Origin of the sequence: Nonomuraea sp. NPDC059023 (assembly GCF_042740095.1) — a bacterium.
Lineage (GTDB): Bacteria > Actinomycetota > Actinomycetes > Streptosporangiales > Streptosporangiaceae > Nonomuraea.
This window is the reverse complement of sequence record NZ_JBHYIO010000023.1, coordinates 110,263-128,535: the sequence shown is the minus strand read 5'-3', so window position 1 is coordinate 128,535 and position 18,273 is coordinate 110,263. Positions and strand designations below refer to the sequence as shown.

At 71.7% G+C, this 18,273-nt stretch carries 18 protein-coding genes; 12 read left to right on the top strand and 6 right to left on the bottom strand.

The genetic code is table 11. The annotated features are described in order from the left end of the window. Nucleotides 1-155 precede the first annotated feature (155 nt). Nucleotides 156-1,016 carry an amidohydrolase family protein gene (locus ACFWYW_RS34195; protein WP_379612406.1) on the top strand — a complete coding sequence of 287 codons (861 nt, stop codon included), beginning with the start codon at nt 156-158 and terminating at the stop codon, nt 1,014-1,016. Beyond that, nucleotides 1,013-1,576, top strand: a complete 564-nt coding sequence (locus ACFWYW_RS34190) for a cysteine dioxygenase (RefSeq protein ID WP_379612409.1) — start codon at nt 1,013-1,015, stop codon at nt 1,574-1,576. Before ACFWYW_RS34195 ends, ACFWYW_RS34190 begins: the two co-directional genes overlap by 4 nt. A 7-nt stretch (nt 1,577-1,583) precedes the next feature. Here ACFWYW_RS34190 and ACFWYW_RS34185 read toward each other — a convergent pair whose 3' ends face one another. From ACFWYW_RS34185 to ACFWYW_RS34175, 3 genes are read right to left on the bottom strand one after another with little or no spacing between them, the layout of a single operon-like run. Continuing rightward, entirely contained in the window at nt 1,584-2,672 is a 1,089-nt protein-coding gene (locus tag ACFWYW_RS34185; RefSeq protein ID WP_379612411.1) for a glycerophosphodiester phosphodiesterase, read from the bottom strand. 20 nt (nt 2,673-2,692) lie between these two features. Further along, nucleotides 2,693-3,355, bottom strand: a complete 663-nt coding sequence (locus tag ACFWYW_RS34180) for a hypothetical protein (protein WP_379612413.1) — start codon at nt 3,353-3,355, stop codon at nt 2,693-2,695. A 3-nt stretch (nt 3,356-3,358) separates the two neighbouring features. Then, nucleotides 3,359-4,531, bottom strand: a complete 1,173-nt coding sequence (locus tag ACFWYW_RS34175; protein ID WP_379612415.1) for an MFS transporter — start codon at nt 4,529-4,531, stop codon at nt 3,359-3,361. A gap of 69 nt (nt 4,532-4,600) precedes the next feature. Between ACFWYW_RS34175 and ACFWYW_RS34170 the strand changes: the two genes are divergently transcribed. Next, entirely contained in the window at nt 4,601-5,590 is a 990-nt protein-coding gene (locus tag ACFWYW_RS34170) for a LacI family DNA-binding transcriptional regulator (RefSeq protein ID WP_379612417.1), read from the top strand. Here ACFWYW_RS34170 and ACFWYW_RS34165 read toward each other — a convergent pair. Next, a complete protein-coding gene (locus ACFWYW_RS34165) occupies nt 5,547-6,755 on the bottom strand; it encodes an MFS transporter (RefSeq protein ID WP_379612419.1) in 1,209 nt (402 codons plus the stop codon). The two genes, ACFWYW_RS34170 and ACFWYW_RS34165, sit on opposite strands and share 44 nt — an antisense overlap. 125 nt (nt 6,756-6,880) lie before the next feature. Here ACFWYW_RS34165 and ACFWYW_RS34160 point away from each other — a divergent pair, with 125 nt between their 5' ends. The 9 genes from ACFWYW_RS34160 to ACFWYW_RS34120 all read left to right on the top strand — a co-directional run bounded on the left by ACFWYW_RS34160 (nt 6,881) and on the right by ACFWYW_RS34120 (nt 16,549). Further along, nucleotides 6,881-7,879, top strand: coding sequence for an ArsR family transcriptional regulator (locus ACFWYW_RS34160; protein ID WP_379612421.1), 999 nt, complete (start codon nt 6,881-6,883; stop codon nt 7,877-7,879). Between the two features lie 43 nt (nt 7,880-7,922). Continuing rightward, complete coding sequence (locus ACFWYW_RS34155) at nt 7,923-8,864, top strand: sugar-binding transcriptional regulator (protein WP_379612423.1); 942 nt, start codon at nt 7,923-7,925, stop codon at nt 8,862-8,864. A gap of 68 nt (nt 8,865-8,932) precedes the next feature. After that, nucleotides 8,933-9,982: a sugar ABC transporter substrate-binding protein gene (locus tag ACFWYW_RS34150; protein WP_379612425.1), complete on the top strand. Its 1,050-nt coding sequence runs from the start codon at nt 8,933-8,935 to the stop codon at nt 9,980-9,982. Between the two features lie 2 nt (nt 9,983-9,984). Further along, the gene (locus ACFWYW_RS34145) at nt 9,985-10,740 is read left to right on the top strand and encodes an ATP-binding cassette domain-containing protein (RefSeq protein ID WP_379612427.1); all 756 of its coding nucleotides are present in this window, start codon (nt 9,985-9,987) and stop codon (nt 10,738-10,740) included. Continuing rightward, on the top strand, nt 10,737-11,930 hold the full coding sequence (locus ACFWYW_RS34140; RefSeq protein ID WP_379612428.1) for a sugar ABC transporter permease: 1,194 nt from the start codon (nt 10,737-10,739) through the stop codon (nt 11,928-11,930). The genes ACFWYW_RS34145 and ACFWYW_RS34140 overlap by 4 nt, the downstream gene beginning before the upstream one ends. Then, complete coding sequence (locus tag ACFWYW_RS34135; RefSeq protein ID WP_379612429.1) at nt 11,930-13,381, top strand: FGGY family carbohydrate kinase; 1,452 nt, start codon at nt 11,930-11,932, stop codon at nt 13,379-13,381. The genes ACFWYW_RS34140 and ACFWYW_RS34135 overlap by 1 nt, the downstream gene beginning before the upstream one ends. Beyond that, nucleotides 13,378-14,943, top strand: coding sequence for an FGGY-family carbohydrate kinase (locus tag ACFWYW_RS34130; RefSeq protein WP_379612430.1), 1,566 nt, complete (start codon nt 13,378-13,380; stop codon nt 14,941-14,943). The genes ACFWYW_RS34135 and ACFWYW_RS34130 overlap by 4 nt, the downstream gene beginning before the upstream one ends. Then, entirely contained in the window at nt 14,940-15,533 is a 594-nt protein-coding gene (locus ACFWYW_RS34125; RefSeq protein ID WP_379612431.1) for a histidine phosphatase family protein, read from the top strand. Before ACFWYW_RS34130 ends, ACFWYW_RS34125 begins: the two co-directional genes overlap by 4 nt. Next, nucleotides 15,530-16,549 (top strand): 2-hydroxyacid dehydrogenase, encoded by a 1,020-nt coding sequence (locus ACFWYW_RS34120; RefSeq protein WP_379612432.1) that lies wholly within the window; start codon nt 15,530-15,532, stop codon nt 16,547-16,549. Before ACFWYW_RS34125 ends, ACFWYW_RS34120 begins: the two co-directional genes overlap by 4 nt. Here ACFWYW_RS34120 and ACFWYW_RS34115 read toward each other — a convergent pair. Next, complete coding sequence (locus tag ACFWYW_RS34115; RefSeq protein ID WP_184960344.1) at nt 16,539-17,366, bottom strand: carbohydrate ABC transporter permease; 828 nt, start codon at nt 17,364-17,366, stop codon at nt 16,539-16,541. The two genes, ACFWYW_RS34120 and ACFWYW_RS34115, sit on opposite strands and share 11 nt — an antisense overlap. Further along, complete coding sequence (locus ACFWYW_RS34110; protein ID WP_379612433.1) at nt 17,363-18,244, bottom strand: carbohydrate ABC transporter permease; 882 nt, start codon at nt 18,242-18,244, stop codon at nt 17,363-17,365. Before ACFWYW_RS34110 ends, ACFWYW_RS34115 begins: the two co-directional genes overlap by 4 nt. Nucleotides 18,245-18,273: the final 29 nt, after the last annotated feature.

Below are 18,273 nucleotides of genomic sequence, written 5' to 3'. Positions count from 1 at the left end.
GCCTATTGCGTGTGGCCGACAGAAGGGCGCAGCGTTGACAGGACGGTAGGTGAAGCGGTTCACTGAACCGTATCAGTGAACCGCTTCACGTTTGTGTCTTCCGAGGCGGCGACGTTTACCTATATTATCAGTAGGAAATACAGGGAGGTGTGGCGGTGAGCATCGATGTGCATCAGCACCTGTGGACGCGTTCCTTCGTGGAGGCGCTGCGTGCGCGTACGGCCGCGCCGTACCTCGACGGGTGGACGCTCTTCCTGGACGGCGAGCCGCCGTACGAGGTGAACCCGGCCGACCACGACCCCGCCACCCGCGAGACCGGCGAGCTCGCGCTCGTGTCGCTGTCCAGCCCGCTCGGCATCGAGTCGCTGCCGCCCGAGGAGTCCTGGCCGCTCATCGAGGCCTACCACGACGGCGCGCTGGAGCTGCCCGAGCGCTTCGGCGCCTGGGCCGCCACCTGCCACAGCGAACCCGATCCCGCCCGCCTGGCCAAGGACCTCGACCGCGGCTTCGCCGGGCTGCAGATCCCGGCCACCGCCGAACCGCTCGACGAGCTGCTCGACGTGCTCATGGAGCGGGACCTGCCCCTGCTGGTCCACCCCGGCCCCGCCGCGGGCGGCCCGGGGCGCCCGTCCTGGTGGCCGGCCGTCGTGCCGTACGTCCAGCAGATGCACGCGGCCTGGTACCACTTCCACGCCGTGGTGCGCCCGCGCCACCCGAAGCTGCGCGTCTGCTTCACTCTGCTCGCGGGCCTGGCCCCGCTGCACTCCGAGCGCCTCATCGCCAGAGGCGGCCAGAACCGCGGCCTGGTCGACCCCGGCTTCTACGTGGAGACCTCCAGCTACGGCCCGCGCGCGATCGACGCGATCGTGCGCGAGCTCGGCATCGACGTCGTCGTCAACGGCTCCGACGCCCCCTACGCCACGGCCCCCGACCCGGGCCTCGGCAACGCGGCGGCACACGCCATCCGCGTGACCAACCCCCGTCGTCTACTCGGCAGAAAGGAGAACCGCACATGAGCAAGCGAACAGCTGAGCTCCTCAGCGAGGCACCCCAGACACAGGACGGGGACATCTGCGCCGGCCTTCCCGAGCGCGCCCTCGACCGGCGCGAACTGCGCGAACTGGTCAACGGCCTCGCCGCCAACCCGGACGGATGGCAGGAACTCGTCGAGTTCCCGCAGGACGGCGGCCGCCACTACGCCTCGCTCCACCGCGACGCCTACGTGGACGTGTGGCTCCTGTGCTGGCGGCCCGAGGACGACACCGGCTGGCACGACCACGACATCAGCTCCGGCGCCGTGCACGTGGTGCGGGGCGCGCTGCTGGAGTGCAACCCGCGCATCGGCGGAGAACACCTGGAGACGGTGGTGGGCGAGGGCCAGTCGTTCTCGTTCGGCCCCGACCACATCCACCGTCTCAACGGCGCCACCTCGCACAGCGTCTCGATCCACGCCTACTCGCCGCCGCTGTGGCGGCTCGGCCAGTACTCGATCGACGACGGCGGGGTGATGCGCCGCACGTCGGTGAGCTACGCCGACGAACTGCGCCCGCTCGACTCCGCCGCCGAGGTGGCCTGACCCCGGCTCAGCCGCGCCCGCTGATGACGGCCCGGCCCATGGCCGGGTCGTCGCAGAACGCGCCGTCGATGCCCAGGGACACCAGCCGGGCCAGGAAGCCCATCACGTCACCGGTCGCCCGCGCGTAGACGGGGCTGGCCGGGTTGCCGAGGCGGTGGTCCAGGGGGAGCTGGGAGTTCTCGTTGCGGATCGTCCAGATGTGCACGTCCAGGCGAGCCCGGTGCGCGTCCTTCACCAGCGTGGTCGGCGGCAGCAGGCGGCCGTCGGCGCCCACCGGGAGGATGCGGCGCGTGTCCACGCCGACGCCGTTGGCGTAGGCGGCCACCTCGCGCAGGCCCTGCGGCTTCACCATGTCGTCGTAGGTGCGCGGGTCGCCGGAGGCCGTCCAGTCGTAGGGCTTGCCGCCGAAGGTGATCAGCTGGATCAGCGGCAGCCGGGTCTTGGAGCGCATCTCGCGCAGGTTGGCGGTCTCGAAGGACTGGATGAACGCCTTGCGTACCCGGTAGCGGCCGAGAATCTCCAGGAGGGGCTCTTCCAGGGACAGGCCGACGGAGTCGAAGTAGGTCGGGTGCTTGGTCTCGGGGTAGACGCCCACACGGTGGCGCTGGGCGAGCTGGACGACCTCTTCGAACGTGGGGATCTCGGCCAGGCCGTCGAAGGCGGTGTTGTCGGGCCGCAGGTCCGGGATGCGTTCCTTGGCGCGCAGGGTCTTGAGCTCGGCCAGCGTGAAGTCCTCGGTGAACCAGCCGGTCACGGGACGGCCGTCGATGGTCTTGGTGGTGCGGCGGCCGGCGAACTCGGGGCGGGCGGCGACGTCGGTGGTGCCGGAGATCTCGTTCTCGTGCCGGGCGACGAGCACGTGGTCCTTGGTGGACACGAGGTCGGGCTCGATGTAGTCGGCGCCCATCGCGATCGCGGCCTCGTAGGACAGGAGGGTGTGCTCGGGGCGGTGGGCGCTGGCGCCCCGGTGCCCGATGACGACCGGCTCCTTGGGCGAGTGAGCCGCGACGGGCTCCGATGAGATCAGCACGACGGCGACCGTAACACCGGCCAGCACCTTGCCCCATAATCTTCCCAAAAATCGCTGCTGCGTCATGCCGCGCAGAGTAGACCCGCTCAGTGACGCGCGAGAACACAGCAGGTGGAACACGGCTCAACATCCGGGAGCGTGATCCACAGGCAGCAGGTCTTGCGGAAGTAGCCGTCGCCCGAGGGGGTGAGCAGCCCGTCCACGGGCTTGCCGATCTCGTGCAGCAACGTCATGTAGTCGCCCTTGACGACCTGGGTGAGCGGGTGCGCGACGGCCTCCGCGGTGGAGCCCCAGAGCGTGCGCTCGCCAACCCTGGCCATGCGGCTGAGCACCTTGACCAGCGGCGCCTGGGATTCGGCCAGCGCGCCCGCGATCGCCGCCGCGCCGCTCTCCCACGTGATCCGCGAGGCCCCGATGGTCACGCCGGCCTCGGACACCTTGAAATACGTGTCCCGAAATTTCATGACCGGCACCCGCCCGTCCAGCGCCCACCCCAGCGCCATCGGGAACATGTGCCAATACCCGTAGGTCTTCCACAACAGCGCCGCGCCGACGTGGCGCGGCGCGTTCCAGCGCCCCGCCGTCTGCTCCACAAGCTCCCCCATCAGCGTGTACGGCTCCCGCACCAGCTCGGAGACGGCGGTCCAGCTCCCGTCGGGTTCGATCTCCAGCCCGGGATCCACCCCGAGCACGCCGTCACGACCCGCGGCGACCCGCTGGAGCACCTCCGTCAGCACCGAACCCTCCACGCCTTATAGGTTAGCCTTACCTAAAGTAGCAGGCCGTCCCGCGAGCCATCCCACGATGAGCTGCACGACCAGGATCGCCATGCCCACGGCCAGCGGAGCCGTCCACCCGCCCGAGGTCTGCCGCAGCGCCCCGAACAGCACCGGACCCACCGCGGCCAGCACGTACCCGGCCGACTGCGCGACCGCCGACAACGCCGTCACGGCCGTCGGATCGGGCGCCCGCAGCGTGATCAGCAGCAGCGCCAGCCCGAACGCCGCCCCCTGCCCCACGCCCAGCACGATCATCCACAACCAGGGCACGGTGACCGGCGCCACCAGCAGCCCGAGGTACCCGGCCATGGTGAGCAGGACGGCGGCGGCCACGTACCCCGACTGCGAGCGCCGCCGCCCCGCCAGCACCGGCACCGCGAACGTTGCGCCCACCTGCACGAGCGTCGTCATGCTGAGCAGGTATCCGGACTGGTCGGCCGGGAGCCCGGCCTCCAGGAAGACGGTCGGCAGCCAGGCCAGGATCACGTAGAAGGTGAGCGACTGCAGGCCCATGAGGCCGGTGACGTACCAGGTGATCCGGCTGCGGATGACCGCGTGGAAGGGGCGGGGGCCGTTCTGGACGGCGGCCTGCTTGCCCAGCGCCTGCGGCAGCCAGAGCAGCGCACCGGCCAGCGCGGGCAACGCGATCATGGCGGAGACGCCGCGCCAGCCGTACCCTGTGGATCTCTCCAGGGGGATCATGAGCGCGGAGGCGGTCGCCGCGCCCGCGCTCGCGGCGGAGCTGTAGATACCGGTGAAGAGGTTGACGCGACCGGGGAAGTGCTGTTTGACGATGCCGGGCATGACGACGTTCATGACCGCGATGGCGGTGGCGGCGATCGCGGCGCCCGCGTACAGGGCGGGCGCGCCGTCGAGGGTGCGCAGGACCACGCCGAGCGCGAGCACGAGCAGCCCGGCGAGCAGCGTGCGGTCGAGGCCGATCCGGCGGGCCAGCACCGGCGCGAGCGGCCCGAAGACGCCCAGGCAGACGATCATGACGGTGGTGATCGCGCCGCCGCCCGCGGGGGTGAGGCCGACGTCGGTCATGATCTCGTCCAGCAGTGGCGAGACACCCGCGATGGCCGGGCGCAGGTTCAGCGCGGCGAGCACGAATCCGGCGACGAGCAGTGCGAACCTGAACGACATAGGGGATCTACTCTCGCATAACCTCCTGACAACGTTGTCTAGGGGTGTCGCTTGAGAAATGATCGCATCGTGAGACCGACGATGAAGGACGTCGCCTCGGCCGCCGGAGTCGCGCTGAAGACTGTATCGCGGGTGGTCAACGGCGAACCCGGCGTGAACCCGGCCACCGCCGAGCGGGTGCGCGCGGCCATCGACGCGCTCGGCTACAGCCGCAACGAGAGCGCCAGAGTCCTGCGCCAGGGCCGCACCTCCACGGTCGGCCTGGTCATCGAGGACATCTCCGACCCCTTCTACTCGGGTCTCGGCCGCGCCGTCGAGCAGGTCGCGATCGCCCACGGCTGCCTGCTGCTGAGCGGCTCCTCCGGCGAGAACCCGGAGCGCGAGCGGGAACTGGTCCGCACGTTCTGCGCGCGCCGCGTGGACGGGCTGATCGTGGTCCCGGCCGGTGACGACCATTCGTACCTGCGGCCCGAGCTCGACGCCGGCACGCCCGCGGTCTTCGTGGACCGGCCGCCCGGCCCCGAGATCGACGTGGACACCGTGCTGTGCGACAACGAGGGCGGCGCCCGGCTGGCCGTCGCGCACCTGCGGAAGGCGGGGCACCGGCGGATCGCCTTCCTCGGCGACAGCCCGTCCATCTTCACCGCGGCCGAGCGGCTGAAGGGCTACCGCGCGGCGCTGGGCGGGTCGTCCGACCCGGCGCTGGTCTCGATGCGCGCCCCCGACCTGGCCGGCACCGTCGCCGACCTGGAGCGCATGCTCGGCCTGCCCGACCCGCCGACCGCGCTGTTCACCGGCAACGGCCGGCTGACCGTCACCACGCTCAGGGCGCTGCGCGGGCGGCCGCTCGCGCTGGTCGGCTTCGACGACTTCGAACTGGCCGACCTGCTCACCCCAGGCGTCACGGTGGTCGCCCAGGACCCGGCAGGGCTCGGCCGGGTGGCCTCCGAGCTGCTGTTCCGCCGCCTGGCCGGTGATCGCGGCCCCGCGCAGCATCTCCAGCTCCCGGTACGGCTCATCGCCCGCGGATCGGGCGAGCAGGCCCCCTCAACTGCCTGAACAGGGCCAGCGCCACCACGACCCCGGCCGCGCCACCGATGACCATGGCCGCCGGCGGGCCGGTCAGTTCGCCCACGCCGCCCACGATCGCCGCCCCCGCCGCCTGCCCGGTCATCAGCCCCGCCGACTGCAGGCCGAACGCCTGCCCGCGCACGTGCTCGGGCACCGCCTCCAGGAAGCGCCGCTGCAGCCCGAGCTGGTAGGCCAGCCCGGCCGCCGCGCACGCCGACAGCACCGCCGCCCACACCATTCCCGGCTCCAGGGCGAAGAACAACCAGGGCACGCCGAGCAGCACCGCGAGCGGCAGCGACAGCCGTTCACGCAGGGACGGCGCGGCGAAGCGCCCCACGGTGAACTCCCCCACCGCCATGCCCACCGCCGCCGCAGCGAGCACCACGCCCGCCTCCCCCTGCCCGCCCATGTACGGCACGATCATCGCCTCCGGCCCGGCCAGGCACAGCACCGGCAGCCATCCGGCCAGCAGCAGCCCGCGTACGCGCCGGTCGGCGAGCAGTTCCCTGTTCACCCGCAGCGTGGTGCGCACCGCGCCCCGCTCCCCGTCCCGCCGGGCCTCCCGGTACGGCAGGCCGAACCGCAGCACCAGCGCGGCCGCCAGCGAGAGGACGGCGGTCACCGCCAGCGCCCCGTGCGCCCCGGTCCAGGCGAGGAACGCCCCGCCCAGCGCCAGCCCGCCGACCTGGGCCCCGGCGGAGGTCACTCCCATCAGCGACCTGGCCAGCACGAACGCGTCGCCAGGCAGCACGTCGGGCAGCATCGCGCTGCGCGCCGCCCCGAACACCGGCGAGAACAGCCCGGTCACCAGCACCAGCGCGAGCATCGCCCACACCGGCAGCCCGGCGAAGGCCAGCAGGAGGCAGACGACCATCCTGACCAGCTCGCCGGCGATCATCAGCGCCCGCGGCGGCAGCCGGTCGGCCAGCGACAGCAGGAACATGCCGCCGAAGATGTAGGGCAGCCAGCCCGCCATGTAGGCCGCCGCCGACAGGCCGGGCGAGCCGCTCTGGGCGTAGACGAGCACCGACAACGCCAGCATCTTGATCGAGTCACCGGCGATCAGCAGCGCGAAGCTGCCGAACAGCACCCGGAACTCCCGCACGGCGAAGACCTCGCCGAAGGTGGCGCCGCGCTCACTCGTCTGGGACAACTCAACTCCTTGCGTCCTTGCGGAAAGAGGAAGGGCGGCTCCGGAGGGAGGTTCGGAGCCGCCGGTCGTCACGATGCTGGGCCGCGGTCTCCCGCGAAGGCCAAACTTTCGGATATAACCGAAAGGTGTTCAGGGTCGAAGTCACCCCGCAGGACGTGGTGGCCAGCAGGTTCGCGATCTCGCCGCTGGTCGAGACCATGCACGCGCAGTGGGTGCTCGACGGCCGTACCGAGGCGGGGGTGCACGTCAACTGGACGCGGCGCTGGCGCGAGCACTACCGGGAGCTGGAAAGGCGGCACCCGGCGCTGCGCGCGGCGGCGGTGATCTCCGGCAACAGGGGCTCGGACAACGTGGACTTCCTGGCCCCGCCGCCGACCGGCGTGAACGTGCCGTTCGAGCGGGAACTGGCGGCCATGCGGGCCACCCCGGTCGCCCAGGCGCACGCGGAGATCGACCGGGCGCTGGCCGGGCGGCGCTCGGCGCACCGGCCGGCGGTTCCCGGGGCCGTCCGCGAGATGCTCTTCGGCCCGGACGTGGTCACGCTGCTGGCCGACGCGTACGAGGCGCTGTGGGCGGAGATCGTCTCCAAGAGCTGGCCGTTCTTCCACGCGGTGCTGGAGCGGGACGTCGTGCAGCGGGCGGGGCGGCTGGCCGCCTACGGCTGGGCGGCGGCGCTGGAGGACCTCAGCTCGCAGGTGCGCTGGGACCCCGCCGGGCACATCGAGGTACGGCTGCGCGACACCGTAGGCGGGGATCACCGGCTGGGCGGCAAGGGGCTGCTGTTCCTGCCGTCGGTGTTCACGACGGGGCTGGGGTTGTATCTGGAGGAGGCATGGCCGTACGCGCTGACCTATCCCGCGCGCGGGATCATGGCGGGCACGGCCGTCACGCCGGGCGGGCTGGCCGGGCTCGTCGGGCGCACCCGCGCCCGCATCCTGACCGAGCTGGCGGCGCCGGCGACGACGACGCACCTGGCGGCGTTGTTCGGGCACAGCGCGGGCACGACGGGCGGGCACCTGGCGGCGCTGCGCCGGGCCGGGCTGGTGTCGGGCACACGAACCGGACGCAAGGTCCTTTACACTCGCACCGCGCTCGGCGACGCCCTGGTGCAGGGACAGGTATAGTCGAGATCATCCGTTCAGCACAAGTGTTCAAGGGAGCACGCGCATGAATCCCGAGACCGAAGCGCGTTTCCCGCACCAGCTGATGTACACCGCGGCCAAGCAGTACTACCTGGAGGACGCCACCCAGGCCGAGATCGCCGCCAGCCTGGGCGTGAGCAGGGCCACCGTCAGCCGTTTACTGACCGAGGCCCGCAAGCAGGGCATCGTCGAGATCCGCGTGCACCGGCCGGAGACGCTGGAGGACGGGCGCCTGGCCGCCGAACTGGCCGGCTTCCTGGGCATCCAGCGTGTCTACCTGGTGCCCAAGGTGAGCGGGCCGAAGCTCGGGCCGTGGCTGGCGCCGGGCCTGGCCCGCGCGCTGGCCGACACGGGGCTGGAGCCGGGCGACGTGGTGCTCGTCTCCTCGGGCAGCACCGTCTACGAGTGTGCCCGCGAGGGGCTGGGCCGGTTCCCCGGCGTCACGGTCGCGCCGGCCGTCGGCGGACAGGAGGAGCCGCAGCCCTGGTTCCAGACCAACGAGACCACCCGCATCCTGGCCGAGGGCCTTGGCGGGGTGCCCAGCTACCTGTACGCGCCCGCGCTGCCGGGACCGGAACTGTTCTACTCGCTGCAGCACGAGCCGTCCGTGCGCCGGGTCATGGACCTGTGGGCGCGGGCCAAGTGCGCCATCATGGGCGTCGGCTCGGCGCCGCTGATGCGCCAGGTCGTGCCCGCGTTCGTCCCGCGTGAGGCGCCCAGCCTGAACCAGGCCGTCGGCGACGTGTGCTCGCGCTTCTACGACCGCGACGGCGAGCCCGTGGGCTACTCCGGCAGCGAGCGGCTGGTGGCCACGAGCGCCGAGGAACTGCGGCGCATCCCCCACTCGATCGCGGTGGCCGTCGGCACCGAGAAAGCGGCCGCGATCGTGGCCGCGGCCAAGGGCGGCTACTTCAACCGGCTGGTCACCGACGCGACGACCGCGGAGAGCATCCTTACCATCTCGTAGAAATTTTGCTCTGGACATCTGTTCTGTGGTCGCGTTAGCGTGATGCGCACCACAGGACGGAGGTCGCCGTGAAGACAACCCTGACGGCCGCATTGGCGGTGGCGTTGCTCGCCGGGTGCGGGAGTGCCACAACCACCGGGGGCACGGGCTCCACGGAAGGCGCGAAGGTCGCCTTCCTCATGCCCGACCTGGCTTCGACCAGGTACGAGCAGGCCGACTCCCCGCTGTTCAAGGCCAAGATGAAGCAGCTCTGCCCGAGCTGCGAGGTGATTTACCAGAACGCCGACTCCGACGCCTCCAAGCAGCAGCAACAGGCCAACTCGGCCATGGCCCAGGGGGTCAAGGCCATCGTGCTCGACCCGGTCGACTCGGCCGCCGCGGCCTCCATCGTGAAGTCCGCGCAGTCGCAGCAGATCGCGGTCATCGCCTACGACCGGCCCATCCCGGCCACCCCCGCCGATTACTACATCTCCTTCGACAACGAGAAGATCGGCTCGATGATCGCGCAGTCGCTCGTCGACCACCTCAAGAAGGAGAACGCGAAGGGCGGCCTGCTCCAGGTCAACGGCTCCCCCACGGACGCCGCGGCGGGCCTGATCAAGAAGGGCATCCACAGCGCGATCGACCCGAGCGGCTTCAAGCTGCTGGCCGAGTACGACACCCCCGACTGGCAGCCGGAGAAGGCCCAGCAGTGGGTGGCCGGTCAGATCAGCCAGTTCCGCGACGACATCGCCGGCGTGGTGGCCGCCAACGACGGCACCGGCGGCGGTGCGATCGCCGCGTTCAAGGCCGCCGGGGTGAAGGTGCCGCCGATCACCGGCAACGACGCCGAACTCGCCGCCGCCCAGCGCATCATCGCCGGCGACCAGTACAACACGATCTCCAAGCCCATCAAGATCGTCGCCGAGGCGTCCGCCGTGGTGGCGTGGGAGTTCATGCAGGGCAAGAAGCCCGCGGGCAAGGCCACGCTCTACAACACGCCGTCGGAGCTGTTCGTACCGACCGTGGTCACCAAGGAGAACATCAAGGAAGTGCTCTTCGACAGCGGGCTGATGAAGGCGGCCGACGCCTGCAAGGGCGAGTACGCGGCGGGCTGCGCCGAGCTGGGCATCAAGTAACCATGCCCCCGATCCTCTCCCTGCGCGGGATCACCAAGACCTTCGGCGCGGTCGCCGCGCTCACCGACGTCGACCTGGACGTGCGCGCCGGCGAGGTCGTCGCGGTGGTCGGCGACAACGGCGCGGGCAAGTCCACCCTGGTCAAGGTCCTGTCGGGCGTCCACCCGCAGGACGGCGGGACGATCACCTTCGACGGCGGGCAGACGGCGATCCCCACCCCCGCCGCGGCCCAGCGGCTCGGCATCGCCACCGTCTTCCAGGACCTGGCGCTCTGCGAGAACCTCAACGTGATCGAGAACCTCTTCCTCGGCCAGGAGATCCGCCCGCTCCGGCTCGACGACGTGGCCATGGAGACCCGCTCGCACGACCTGCTCAAGCAGCTGTCGGCGAAGATCCCCAACCTGCGCGCGCCGGTCGCCGGGCTCTCCGGCGGCCAGCGCCAGACCGTGGCCATCGCCCGCTCGCTGCTCGGCGAGCCGAAGGTCATCATCCTGGACGAGCCGACCGCCGCGCTGGGCGTGGCCCAGACCGCCGAGGTGCTCAACCTCGTCGAGCGGCTCAGGGAGAACGACCTGGGCGTCATCATGATCAGCCACAACATGGCCGACGTGAAGGCGGTGGCCGACACGGTCGCGGTGCTGAGACTCGGGCGCAACAACGGCGTGTTCGACGCCGCCGAGGTCTCGGCCGAGGAGATCGTCGCCGCCATCACCGGAGCGAGCGACAACGTGGTGAGCAGAAGGGCGGCGCGCTCATGACCACAACCCTGCGGAAGCAGCGGCTCAAAGGCACCGTGGAGAACGTACGCGGCGGCGACCTGGGCGTGATCCCGGTCGTCGTCGGGCTGGTGGTGATCTGGACGGTCTTCCAGATCCTCAACCCGGTCTTCCTGTCCAGCCGCAACCTGGTCGACCTGGCCATGGACTCGGCCCCGGTCGGGATCATGGCGCTGGGCATCGTGTGCGTCCTGCTGGTGGGGCAGATCGACCTGTCCGTCGGCTCGGTCAGCGGCCTGTCCGGCGCGGTGCTCGCGGTGCTCTTCGTCGACCGCGGCCTGCCGGTCGTGGTCGCGATCCTGGCCGCGATGGCGCTGGGCGCGCTCATCGGTTACCTGTACGCCCAGTTGTTCAACCGCTTCGGCGTCCCGAGCTTCGTCATCACGCTCGCCGGGCTGCTGGCCTTCCTCGGGCTGCAACTGTGGGTGCTGCGCGGCAAGGGCGCGATCAACCTGCCCTTCGAGTCGGGACTGGTGAACTTCGCCCAGCTCAGCTTCGTGCCGCCGTGGCTGGCCTACGTGCTCGTGGCCGTGGCCGCCGGGTGGCTGTTCGTCTCGGGCTTCCTGCACGCCCGCGCCAGGCGCGACGCCGGGCTGCCCGCCCGGGGCCTGACCGGGCTGCTGGTGCGCAGCGGAGCGCTGCTGATCGGCCTCGGCGCCGTGGTCTGGTACCTCAACCAGGCCCGCGGCGTCGGCTGGATGTTCGTCCTGTTCGTGGCGATGGTGCTGGTCATGCACTACCTGCTCGCCCGGACGAAGTGGGGCAAGTCCGTCTACGCGGTCGGCGGCAACGTCGAGGCCGCCCGGCGCGCCGCGATCAACGTGAAGGCCACCTACACCTCGGTGTTCGTGCTGTGCAGCACGTTCGCCGCGGTCGGCGGCATCCTCATGGCCTCCAGGCTCGCCGCCGCCAACCAGAGCAGCGGCACCGGCGACGTCAACCTCAACGCGATCGCCGCCGCGGTGATCGGCGGCACCAGCCTGTTCGGCGGGCGCGGCACCGCCTTCGGCGCGCTGCTCGGCATCGTCGTCATCCAGTCCATCTCCAGCGGCCTGACCCTGCTGAACCTCGACTCCTCGATCCGCTTCATGGTCACCGGGGCCGTCCTCCTGCTCGCCGTGATCGTGGACTCGGTCGCGCGCAGGTCGCGTACCTCCCACGGCAGGGCGTGATGGCGGCCATCTGCGTCGACGCCGGGACCACGGTGATCAAGGCGGTCGGCTACACCTCCGACGGGACCGAGTCCGCCGTGGCCCGCCGTTCCGTGGCCGTCTCCCGGCCCGCCCCCGGCCACGCCGAGCAGGACATGGACGCGGTCTGGACGGCGGTCGCCGCCGTGGTCGCCGAGGTTGCGGCCGAACTCGGCCCGGTGGACTTCCTGGCGCTCACCGCCCAGGGCGACGGCTGCTGGCCGGTCGGCCGGGACGGCGCCCCCACGGGCCCGGCCATCCTGTGGAACGACGCCAGGGCCGCCGGGATCGTCGGCGAATGGAACCGTAGCGGCGTCTCCGAGCGGGCCTTCCGCGTCAACGGCTCCGCCCCGGCCTCCGGGCTGCCGAGCGCGATCCTCGCCTGGCTCTCCGCCCACGACCCGGACCGCCTGGCCCGCTCCTCGTCGGTGCTCAACTGCGGCGGCTGGCTGTTCGCCAAGCTCACCGGGCACCTGGCCACCGACTACTCCGCCTTCACCGACCTGCTCGCCGGGAGCTACTCCGCCGAGCTCCTCACGCTGTACGGCCTAGAGCACGCCGGACGGCTGCTGCCCGAACTGCGCCTGACCGACCGGGCCGAGCCGCTCACCCGTGCCGCCGCCGAACAGATCGGCCTGCCCGAGGGCACCCCGGTCGTCCTCGCGCCCTACGACATCGCCGCCACCGCGCTCGGCGCGGGTGCGGTGGCCGACGGGCAGGCCTGCGCGATCCTGGGCACGACCCTGTGCACCGAGATCGTCGTGGACCGTCCGACGCTGGACGGTGAGCCCGCCGGCATCACCGTCGCGCTCGGCTCCTCCTACCTGCGGGCGATGCCCACGTTCGCCGGCACCGAGGTGATCCACTGGGCCTGCCAGCTGCTGGGCCTCAGTGGTCCCGCCGAGCTGGCCGACCTCGCCGCCCGCGGCGCGCCCGGCGCGGGCGGGCTGGCGTTCCTGCCCTACCTCTCGCCCGCCGGTGAGCGCTCTCCCTTCGTCGACCCGCAGGCCCGGGGCTCCTTCCTCGGCCTGTCGCTGGAACACGGCCGCGAACACGTCGCCAGAGCCGTGCTCGAAGGACTGGCCCTGGTCATCGCCGACTGCCTGGCCGCCGCCGGTGGCTCGCCGCACGAGCTGCGGGTCTGCGGGGGCGGGGCGGCCAGCGCGCTGTGGGTGCGGCTGATCGCGGACACGACCGGGCTGCCCGTGCTCCGCTCCGCCGACGCGGAGGCGGGCGCGCGGGGCGCGTTCCTGGTCGGGCTGGTCGCCACGGGTGCCGCGCCGTCGACGGCACACGCCGCCGCCCAGCATGTACGGCCCGGCCGCCCCGTTCACCCAACCGGCTCAATCATGAAATTTCAGGACTTCATGGCCTTGCGGGAGGCCGCCTCGTCCACCTGGCCGTTGCTGGCGGAGTTGCGGAGCCGTACATGAGTGTCTGGGTCGGGATCGATCTCGGGACGCAGAGCGTGCGCGCCATGGCCGTCACCGGTGACGGCGAGGTGCTCGGCACGGCCGCGCGCCCGCTGACCAGCCGCCGCGACGGGGACCGGCACGAGCAGGACCCCGAGCGGTGGTGGGATCAGCTCGCCGCCGCCTGCGCCGAGGCGCTCGCGAACGTGGAGCCCGCGCGGGTCGCGGGCGTGGCCGTGGACGCCACCTCTGGAACGATCCTGCTCACCACCAAGGACGGCGCACCGGTCACACCGGCGCTCATGTACGACGACCGGCGCGCGGCCGCGGAGCTCGACCGGGTCAACGACGTGGGCGGGCAGGTGTGGGCGCGGCTGGGGTATCAGCGGATGCAGGCCAACTGGGCGCTGCCCAAGCTGCTGTGGCTGCTGCGCTCGGCCGGGCCCGGCGTCCGGCTGGCGCACCAGAGCGACTTCGTCACCCGCCGCCTGGCGGGCGAGCCGGTGGCCACCGACCTGAGCAACGCGCTGAAGACCGGCGTGGACCTCATCGCCGAGGACTGGCCGACGGCGGTCATGGACGCGCTCGGGGTGCCGCCGGACGTGCTGCCCCCGGTGGTGCGGCCGGGGGCGCGGATCGGGAGCGTGTGCGCGCGGGCCGCACGCGAGACCGGCCTGCCGGAAGGCACCCCGATCCTGGCCGGTACCACCGACGGCTGCGCGGCCCAGCTCGGCGCGGGCGCGATCCGGGTGGGCTCCTGGAACTCGGTGCTCGGCACCACGCTCGTGCTCAAGGGCGTCACCCGCGACCTGATCCACGACCCGCTCGGCGTCGTCTACTCCCACCGGGCCCCGGACGGCTCCTGGCTGCCCGGCGGCGCCTCCAGCACCGGCACCGGCGTCCTGTCCGCGGCGCTGCCCGGCCGCGACCTCACCGCCCTCAGCCGCGAGGCCACCATCCGCGACCAAGCCACCCGCAGGAGCACGGACCGGGAGCGCACGGGCCGCAAGAGCGGGGACCACGCACGCGCGCGCCGCGGGAGCGCGGACCGCGAGGGCTCCGGCCTGGAGGGCTCGGGCCGGTGGAGCGGGAACCAGGGGCGTGCGGGACGGTCGGTTCCGTCGGTGATCTACCCGTTGGTGTCGCCCGGCGAGCGCTTCCCCTTCGCCGCCGCCGACGCCCGCTCCTTCACCCTCGGCACTCCCGCCGACGACGTCGAGACCTACATGGCGATCCTGCGCGGCGCGGCCTACGTCGAACGGCTCTGCTTCGACTACCTCGACCTGCTCGGCGCCCCCGTGGACGGCGAGATCATCCTGACCGGCGGCGCCACCAGGAGCGCCTACGGCAACCAGTTGCGCGCCGACGTGCTCGGCCGCCCGGTGACGCTGCGCGAGAACGCCGAGCCCGCCCTCGGCATGGCCGCCCTGGCCGCCTCCGCCGATCTGGCCAGGACCAGGGAGATCGTCGAGCCGCGGCCCCGCGACGCGGAGCCGTACCTGCGATTCGTGGAGGAGCTGCGCGCCCGGGGCTGGCTCGACGAGCGGGTGGCCCGCCACGCGACGGAGAGGACACGAGCATGACCCTGCTGCTGGCCAGGCACGGCGAGACCATCTGGCACGACGGCAACCGCTACGCGGGGCTCAGCGACGTCGCGCTGACCCCGCGCGGCGAGGAGCAGGCGCGCGAGCTGGCCGCCTGGGCGAAGGACGCGGACCTGAGCGCCGTGTGGGCGTCCACGCTCAGCCGCACGAAGATCACCGCCGCGGCGAGCGCGACGGCCGCCGGGGTGCCGCTGCACGTGGACGAACGGCTGCGCGAGCTCGACTTCGGCCAGGGCGACGGCCTGACCGCGGCCGAGATGCGGGAGCGCTTTCCCGAGGCCCGCGCGGCCTTCGAGGCCGACCCGGCCGCCAACCCGCTGCCCGGCGGGGAGGATCCGGCCGCGGCGGCCGGGCGTTTCCTCGCCTGCCTGCGGGAGATCCCGCCCGGCCGGGTGCTGGTCGTCGCCCACACCACCGCGATCAGGCTGGCGCTGTGCGCGCTGGTCGGCCTGCCGCTGGGCGCCTACAGAAGGGCCTTTCCGAGGCTGGACAACTGCGCGATCACGGAGATCGACCTCAAGGGCGCGATCCTCCGCTACAACGCACCTACTTCCTGGAGCCGCACGTGACTGTCCGTGTGCTCGCCGCCGGCGATCACTTCGTACTCAACCGCCTGCTCGTGGCGGCCATGCGCCGCGAGGTGCCCTCGGGACTGGCGGTCGGGGAGCTGACGCTGCCCTGGCCGGTGGTGCCGTTCGGCCCCGTGGGCGAGGTGCGGGAGGCCTCCGACGTCGAGGACTCGCTGATCGAGGCGCTGCGCGGGGTCGAGGTCTGCGTCACGCAGATGGCGCCGCTGACCGAACGGGTGCTGGCCGAGGCCAAGGACCTCAGGCTGTTCTGCGTCACCCGCGGCGGTCCGGTCAACGCCAACCTGGCCGCCGCCACGAAGGCGGGCGTCGCGGTGACGTTCGCGCCCGGCCGCAACGCGGTGGCCACCGCCGAGCACACGGTGGCGCTGCTGCTCGCGGCCACCCGCCGCATCCCGCAGACGCACGCCGACCTGGCCGCGGGCGTCTGGCGCGGCGACTACTACGTCTACGACAACGTCGGCCCCGAGCTGGAGGGCAGCACGGTCGGCCTGGTCGGCTACGGCGCGATCGGCAGCCGCGTGGCCCGCATGCTGCGCGGGTTCGGGGCCGAGGTGCTGGTGCACGACCCGTACGTGGAACTGGAGGAGTCGGTGGAGCTGCCCGAGCTGCTGGCCCGCTCGCGGTTCCTGTCGCTGCACGCCCGCGCCACCCCCGAGACCGACGCGATGATCGGCGCCGCCGAGCTGGCCGCCCTGCCGCGCGGCTCGGTCGTGGTCAACTCCGCCCGCGGCTCCCTGCTGGACTACGACGCGCTGTGCGACGCGCTGGAGTCCGGCCACCTGTTCGGCGCGGCGCTGGACGTCTTCCCCGAGGAGCCCATCCCGGCCGGCTCGCGCCTGCTCACCACGCCCAACCTGGTGATGACCCCGCACCTGGCCGGCGGCAGCAAGCAGACGGCGGCCAACGCCGCGCGCATCGCCGCCGAGGAGGTCGGCCGCTACACGCGCGGCGAGCCGCTGGCCCACCTGGCCAACCCGGAGCTGCTCAGCCCTTGAGCGCGCCCGCCATCAGCCCGCGCATGAAGAAGCGGCCGAGCAGGACATAGATGATCATCGTCGGGATCGAGGCCAGGATCGCCGCCGCCATCTGCTGGCTGTACGGCGTGGCCTGCGCCCCGGCGATGTTGTTGAGCATGACGGTCGTCGGCCAGCTCCTGGGCCCGGTGATGAACACGGCGAACAGGAAGTCGTTCCACAACGAGGTGAACTGCCAGATGATCACCACGGCGATGGCCGGGCCCGAGACGGGCAGCACGACCGACCAGTAGGTGCGCAGCATGCCCGCGCCGTCCACCCGGGAGGCCTCGATGAGCTCGTCGGGGATGGTGACGTAGTAGTTGCGGAAGATCAACGTGCAGATCGGGATGCCGTAGACCACGTGGGCGAGGATCAGCCCCGGCAGGCCGCCGTAGAAGACGCCCTGGACGCCGAAGAGGTCGTTGAGACCCACCAGCAGCTCGACCAGCGGGATCATCACACCCTGGTAGGGGATGAACATGCCGAACAGGAACAGCGTGAACAGCAGGTCCGCGCCGGGGAAGCGCCACTTGGACAGCACGTAGCCGTTCATGGAGCCCAGCGCGCACGACAGCAGCGAGCCGGGCACCGCGAGGAGCACGCTGTTCCAGATGCCGGGGGCCAGCTTCTCCCACGCCACCCGCCAGGGCTCCAGCGTCCAGGTCTGGGGCAGGGCCCACGCCTGTGACGGGTCCGCCTCGGTGAGCGGCTTGAAGCTGGTCGCCAGCAGGACGTAGATCGGGATGAGGAAGACCACCACGAAGGCGAGCAGAAGGGTCAGGCGCACGGCCTTCATGAACGCCTGTCCTTCCGTACGGTCCAGATGAGGTAGGGGATCACGAAGATCGCAACGCTGAGCACGATGTACGTGGCGATGGTGGCGCCCTTGGCCGGGTCCTGGGAGTCGAAGACCGCCACCCACATGAAGACCGCGGGCACGTCGGTGATGATCTGCTTGCCGGACACCGCCACGATCAGGTCGAAGACCTTGAGCGAGATGTGCCCGAGGATGATCAGCGCCGACAGCGTGACGGGGCGCAGCAGCGGCAGCACGATGTGCCGGTAGACGCCCCACTCGGTGCAGCCGTCCACCCGGGCGGCCTCGCGCAGTTCCTCGGGCACGCCGCGGAAGCCCGCCAGGAAGAGTGCCATGACATATCCGGACATCTGCCAGATGGCGGGGATCGCCATCGCGGCCATCCCCCAGTCCGGGTCACGGAACCACGCCCACTGCGGCAACCCGATCGTGTCGAACAACCGGTTCAGGCCGACCGCCCGCTCCCCGGTGCCCGAGTTCATGAGCCACCGCCACACGATGCCGGTCGCCACGAACGAGATCGCCATCGGGAACAGGTAGATCGCCCGGAACGTGCCCTCGCCCCTGATCCCCTTCTCCATGAGGAAGGCCAGGAACCAGCCGAGCAGCAGCGCGCCCAGCACGAACACGACCGTGAACAGGATCGCGTGGTTGACCGAGAGGTGCCACCTCTCCAGGTCCCAGATGTCGATGAAGTTCTTCAGCCCGACGAAGTTCCCCTCGGCCACCTCGCTGTGCTTGTCCGTCATGGCCAGCTGGACGTTCCAGCCGAGCATGCCGTACACGAAGACGCCGATCGCCACGATGGACGGCGCCACGAGGAGGAGCCCAGGCAGCCAGGTGCGTGCCCGTCTCACAACCAGTCCTTTCCAAAGGGGGTACGGCC

Bases quoted from the DNA above. Each gene is read 5' to 3' on its own strand.
- ACFWYW_RS34190 (WP_379612409.1), top strand. From the start codon at position 1,013: ATGAGCAAGCGAACAGCTGAGCTCCTCAGCGAGGCACCCCAGACACAG.
- ACFWYW_RS34185 (WP_379612411.1), bottom strand. From the start codon at position 2,672: ATGACGCAGCAGCGATTTTTGGGAAGATTATGGGGCAAGGTGCTGGCC.
- ACFWYW_RS34175 (WP_379612415.1), bottom strand. From the start codon at position 4,531: ATGTCGTTCAGGTTCGCACTGCTCGTCGCCGGATTCGTGCTCGCCGCG.
- ACFWYW_RS34155 (WP_379612423.1), top strand. From the start codon at position 7,923: ATGAATCCCGAGACCGAAGCGCGTTTCCCGCACCAGCTGATGTACACC.
- ACFWYW_RS34145 (WP_379612427.1), top strand. From the start codon at position 9,985: ATGCCCCCGATCCTCTCCCTGCGCGGGATCACCAAGACCTTCGGCGCG.
- ACFWYW_RS34140 (WP_379612428.1), top strand. From the start codon at position 10,737: ATGACCACAACCCTGCGGAAGCAGCGGCTCAAAGGCACCGTGGAGAAC.
- ACFWYW_RS34135 (WP_379612429.1), top strand. From the start codon at position 11,930: ATGGCGGCCATCTGCGTCGACGCCGGGACCACGGTGATCAAGGCGGTC.
- ACFWYW_RS34130 (WP_379612430.1), top strand. From the start codon at position 13,378: ATGAGTGTCTGGGTCGGGATCGATCTCGGGACGCAGAGCGTGCGCGCC.
- ACFWYW_RS34125 (WP_379612431.1), top strand. From the start codon at position 14,940: ATGACCCTGCTGCTGGCCAGGCACGGCGAGACCATCTGGCACGACGGC.
- ACFWYW_RS34115 (WP_184960344.1), bottom strand. From the start codon at position 17,366: ATGAAGGCCGTGCGCCTGACCCTTCTGCTCGCCTTCGTGGTGGTCTTC.